Below are 5,566 nucleotides of genomic sequence, written 5' to 3'. Positions count from 1 at the left end.
TTTGATCAAAAAAGCGAGCGAATTTGGCTACATATTAGTTCAACAAGAAGAGTTAGTTGAGTGAGTTTCTTAGGAGAAAATGGCATTAAAGCCAAGTTTAGACGAAGGTTCAAAAATAAAAAACAGCAAATAAGCAACCGAGTTGTGGCTCCGAACATATTGGATCAAAATTTTACTACTGATCAGCCAAATAAAGTTTGGGATTACCTACATAAAAACTAAAGAAGGTTGTTGGCGGCAATAATTGACCTATATTCACGCATGGTGGTTAATGAGTAACATGATAATTAGTTATAGATTCTTTATTGATGGCCGTTGATAAACGCAAACCCGATAAAAATCTGCTGTTACATAGCGATCAAGGGTCACAGTATACCTCTCAAAATTACCAATTTCTATTGAATACAAAAAACATCATTTCCAGCATGAGCCATAAGGGCTGTTGTTACGATAACTCTGTTGCAGAAAAGTTCACTTAAAAGGGAGCTGCTTATTGATACTTCTCGCTCAACAAACCAGAACTGCCATATTTGAATACATAGAAATCTTTTATAACAAATAACGTAGACATTCTACTATTAACTATTGCATTCCTGCACAATTTATTCTCATGATAAAAACGTCTTAACTTTCTCTCTACTTTTTCTGGGTAAGGTCAAATAGAGAATTTTACAAAAATCTATTTTTAACTTACAATCAATTATTACAATTTTAAACCTACAACTTATGTATAACAGACTTATAGTCAAATCTTTTTCAGTATTATGCATCTGTTTATTTGCTTTATACATAACACTGCCAAATTTCTTTGATAATAAGCTTTTTATTTCGAAAAAAAGAATAAACTTAGGCCTTGACCTGAAAGGAGGGGCATCTTTGCTTTTAAACATAGACTTAGACTTCTATTTTAAGGAAAAGCTAAGCATGCTAGCTAACGAAATAAAAGAGACATTGCTAACAAAAAATATTGAATCTAACGTACAAAATAGCGTTATAACTTTAAATAATATTGATGATTATAAAAAAGCATCTGTGTTGATTAATGCGATAAATCCAAATTTAGAGCTAAATAGAAAAGATTCTTCGATTCTCATTTCGTATAAACCCCATTATAAAAATTCTTTGATCAGTGAAGTAGCTGCAGAATCAATAAACAATGTCCAGCGCCGTTTGGACAAACTTGGCACAAAGGAAGTCAGCGTTCAAAAACAAGGGCAGAATAAAATATTAGTGCAGGTGCCTGGAGTAGAAGATACCAAGCAGATAAAATCTCTGCTTGGCAAAACTGCTAAGCTAGCTTTTCATTTGGCAAACACTAACATAGCCAAGGTGCAGGATATAGACCATGAAACCACTGTCATGCTCAAGGATTCTTTAGGTAATTCTTATCCAATATTCCGCAAAACTGAAATAGGTGGTGATTCGCTGGTTAACGCATCAGTTAGATTTGGTCACTTAGGTAAACCAACAGTGCATTTTAAATTTGACAGCATAGCGAGTAAAAGATTCGCAAAAATCACTAAAGAAAATGTGGGAAAACCTTTTGCAATTGTTCTGGATAACACAGTCTTAACAGTACCTACAATACGTGAGCCAATTTTAAATGGAGAGGGAGAAATTAGCGGTAATTTCACTGAAAAACAAGCAAGCGAACTTGCAATACTTTTAAAATCTGGAGCACTGCCAGCACCACTTAAAATAATTGAAGAAAAAAACATTGGCCCAAGTCTTGGAGAAGAATCAATAAAGGCAGGGGAAATGGCAGCAACAATCTCTATTATAGCCGTGGCTTTATTTATAATCATCACTTACGGCAAATTAGGTGTATTGGCCTCTGTTGCACTTTTTTCTAATGTAGTTCTTATATTATCAATTCTCACTCTGCTTGAAGCAACTCTAACTTTACCTGGAATTGCCGGTATTGCACTTACTGTTGGTATGGCGGTGGATGCAAATGTTTTAATATTTGAGCGAATTCGTGAGGAAATCAAATCTGGCAAGAGAGTGGAACGTGCTATTGAAGAAGGGTTTAAAAACGCTATAAAGACAATACTGGATTCAAATATCACTACATTAATTGCTGCAGGAATAATGTTCATTATTGGCAGTGGAGCAATAAGAGGCTTTTCTGTCACTCTATCAATAGGAATTTTATGTTCGATGTTTTCTGCAATCACAGTCACAAAACTCCTGATAGAGTTGTGTATGAACCCGAAGGAACTAGTGCTTTGTTAGTCAACTACCTTCATTCCCACAACGTTATATCCTGAATCAACGTGCAAAATTTCTCCAGTAGTGCCACTACTTAAGTCGCTTAATAAGTATAACGCTGCCTTGCCAACATCCTCTATTGTAACATTGCGTCTGAGCGGAGAATTATTTCTATTCCATTCTGATATGGAGTGAAAATCGCTTATTCCAGAAGATGCTAAAGTTCTGATTGGACCAGCGGAAATTGCATTTACTCTGATATTTTGTGGCCCGAGATCACATGCTATATATTTTACACTTGCTTCAAGTGCTGCTTTACATAAACCCATAACGTTATAATTTGGCATAACTTTTTCAGCGCCATAATAAGATAAAGTAAGTAAACTACCACCATTTGACATCATTTTTTCAGCCCTTTGCGCTAAAGCAGTAAAAGAATAGCACGATATATGCATTGCATTGAGGAAGTTATCCAGTGAAGTATTGACATATTTACCATCTAACTCATTTTTATCGGAGAATGCTATTGCATGCACCAAAAAGTCAAGAGTACCCCATTTTTTCTCTATTATTTCGAAAGCGTTATCTATGATTTTTTCATTTGAAACGTCACAGTGTAATATTAGCTCCACATTTAATTCATCTGCTATTGGTAATAATTTTTCTTTTATTATTTCGTTCTGGTAGGTGATTGCAAGTTCTGCCCCGTGCTCTGAGAGAGCTTTTGCTATACCGCATGCTATCGATCTCTTATTTATTATTCCGGTTATTAATCCCTTTTTGCCTTGTAATAGACTTGTCGTCATAGAACTATCTGTTTTTTTATAATTTGGAATATTAACTAGGTAAAGTCAAGATATCACTATGTTTTAAAATATTTTTTGCAGTAACTTGAAGTCTATAAACAGTAATCTTGATTCTTCTACAACAAAGCCATCCCGTATGACATTTTGTCTATACCTAATTAAGCATATCAATAAGTAAGTAAATCTTAATATAATCTTATTATACTTATAAATACGCTGTATAGAATGAAAGTATGGATGATTTCATAACTGCAAGAAGAAAAGATGATGCTGTGGTATCTGTTTGTCAGGATAATAAGAAAAAAAACGTGTTAATTTTAGGGCTCAATCAAGCTGCAAGGAATTTGTTAAAATACGAGGAAGGGAATTTACTTAATAAGCCGTTAATCAATATTTTAAGTGCAAGAGCAGCTGACGACATGAAGAATTATTTAGAGTATACCGAAAATGGGCACGATTTACTTGATATATTACCTAAAGTGATAGATTTTTCCTTAACTGATGCTAAAGGAGAAGATATCAGGACAAAAGTAAAAGTTTTCCGCACTGCACAATTTGCCAGTAATAAAATAAATTATGAGCTATTAATACGTGATATCAGTTTGTCCCATAAACTAGGAATCTTTAGAGATAAATATCTAATGGGTAAAAAATATAAAAACCATGACTTATTCGATATACCGGGCAATGAGTCCACTATTCTAGAGTTATACGTTATATTAAATTTTGCCTTTCAACATCAAATTAATGCAGCTATAGGAGTGATTGGCTTAAATAGTAGCTGTAGTGAGACAAATAATGCACTGAAAGTTATCATAGAACATTTTTATAAAAATTGCCGTAGTGATGATTTTCTAGGGTATATTGATGAGAATAAAGTGCTTTTTGTTTTGATTAACTGCGATGTAAAAAGTACATCTAAAATAATTAATCGTATACATTCTGCCATTAATAAGCAGTTATTAATGCAAAAATTACCAAGTGTATCAATAATTTATGGGAATATAGCTCAAAAACAGGCAGCAAAATCTACCAGCGGTGCCTTCTGAAAAGTTGTTTTTTATTTATATTGAGTTTAAACTTAAATTTTTATAAAGATTTAAGTTTATTTATGAAGTTAAAGTACTACCTGGTAGCACTGCTTTCATCATTGTTTTTGCAGAATAGTGCTAGCTCTAAAACAATTTTGGATAAGGAAATATTTTATGCAGAACTAGACGGAAAAATAGATTTGAGATTCGGCTACGCCTTCAACAGAGATTCTTTCAATGCTAAGCCTAAGGATAAAACTTCAAGTTATTCATACTTGCGCTTTCTTTATTTACAGCAAGTTTATCCAAATACTCAAATGGGGGTTAATGTTAAGGCAGGGGTTTCTGGTATTGCAAACCTAAAAGCGTTAGACATAGAAAAGTTAGACATGGAGGAATGGTATTTTATCATAAAAAACCAGGAACTTGGATCAATTGAATATGGTAAAAGAAGTTTAGTTGGTCAGAGCATGTTAATTAACACTTCAAAAATTTATGCAGCTGCTGGAGGAGTAAATGGTTGCTGGGCAAACTATGCAAATTTGCGCGGTGATCCTAAAAAAGATGGTGACCCTGGATATGATAAAGACAAGGTATTTTGGGTAAAACCCAACATTTACAGTGAGTATAATGGACTCGAACTAGGGTTAAAACAATCATCAATTAACTACATCTCCCCTAAAATCTATAACTTTCAACTCGGGTTCAGTTACGTCCCAGGAAAAAATAACTTACAATATAGCAATCTAATTGCTGCTGGCCTTTCCTATAAAAACAGCTTGTCAGATGATATAGGTTTTACTACTGCCTTAACTGGTGAATTTGCAAGAGAAAATTTAACTGATTGCTCAGATGGGACTTCTAAAAATTATGAATGCCGCAATCAATTACTACACTGGAATTTTGGTTTGAAGCTAAAATTGTTCGATCTTGATTGCATTTTTTCGTATGGTAATGGTGGTAAATCTGGTGAGAAGCGTAATCCTGAAACAAATAATACGTATTATATGAATGCAGGTATCGCTTACCGTTCTGATTCTTATAAATCGAGCTTAACATATTTTAGTAGTGGTAGGGATATTGCAGGCGAAGGTACAAACGAGTTAACATCATATGCTTTAAGTCTTGAAAATTCTCTTTTTTTAGGTACTTCATACTATTTCGATATTGTAAAGTTTAGTACAAAAGAGCCTAAAATAGAAAATAACAACTCTGGTTATGTGTTCTTGGCTGGACTGAAATTAAGTTTTTAATATTGCCTCCTTCCAACACTCTTTTCTGTCATCCAAGGTAACCGTTCACAGATTTCCACTTAATTTTTCAATCTCACTCATGGAGAGGCCAGTAAACTTAATAATAGTGGTGACATCAACATTATTAGCCAGCATTGTTTTTGCAACTTCAATTTTTCCTTCCTTTTTAGCATCATCAAGTTTTTGACCTTACCCAGAAAAAGTGGAGAGAAAGAAAGGAGTTTTTTCGGGTAAAATAAAATTTTGGAGGATTAGAAATGGCAAG

General features: G+C 33.8%; 4 protein-coding genes and 2 pseudogenes. 4 read left to right on the top strand and 2 right to left on the bottom strand.

Features of this window, described 5'->3' with window-relative positions:
- Positions 1-75: 75 nt before the first annotated feature.
- Positions 76-562, top strand: a pseudogene (locus tag BA053_RS08790) (DDE-type integrase/transposase/recombinase); the annotation flags it as partial.
- Between the two features lie 164 nt (positions 563-726).
- Entirely contained in the window at positions 727-2,235 is a 1,509-nt protein-coding gene (gene secD, locus BA053_RS05010; RefSeq protein WP_065095131.1) for a protein translocase subunit SecD, read from the top strand.
- On the opposite strand, the gene BA053_RS05005 is transcribed toward secD, so the two are convergent.
- Positions 2,232-3,017, bottom strand: a complete 786-nt coding sequence (locus BA053_RS05005) for an enoyl-ACP reductase FabI (RefSeq protein WP_065106832.1) — start codon at positions 3,015-3,017, stop codon at positions 2,232-2,234. The two genes, secD and BA053_RS05005, sit on opposite strands and share 4 nt — an antisense overlap.
- Before the next feature lie 233 nt (positions 3,018-3,250).
- Here BA053_RS05005 and BA053_RS05000 point away from each other — a divergent pair, with 233 nt between their 5' ends.
- Together BA053_RS05000 and BA053_RS04995 are read left to right on the top strand one after the other, a co-directional pair.
- Positions 3,251-4,066 (top strand): hypothetical protein, encoded by an 816-nt coding sequence (locus BA053_RS05000; RefSeq protein ID WP_065095129.1) that lies wholly within the window; start codon positions 3,251-3,253, stop codon positions 4,064-4,066.
- Positions 4,067-4,128: 62 nt separating this feature from the next.
- Positions 4,129-5,301, top strand: a complete 1,173-nt coding sequence (locus BA053_RS04995) for a porin (protein WP_065095128.1) — start codon at positions 4,129-4,131, stop codon at positions 5,299-5,301.
- Positions 5,302-5,346: 45 nt separating this feature from the next.
- On the opposite strand, the pseudogene BA053_RS07465 reads toward BA053_RS04995, so the two are convergent.
- Positions 5,347-5,478 (bottom strand): annotated as a pseudogene (locus BA053_RS07465) (Rpn family recombination-promoting nuclease/putative transposase); the annotation flags it as partial.
- Positions 5,479-5,566 lie beyond the last annotated feature (88 nt).

It is taken from the genome of Wolbachia endosymbiont of Nomada ferruginata (genome assembly GCF_001675785.1).
Classification (GTDB): Bacteria; Pseudomonadota; Alphaproteobacteria; order Rickettsiales; family Anaplasmataceae; genus Wolbachia; species Wolbachia pipientis.
This window is presented reverse-complemented; position numbering and strand designations above follow the sequence as displayed.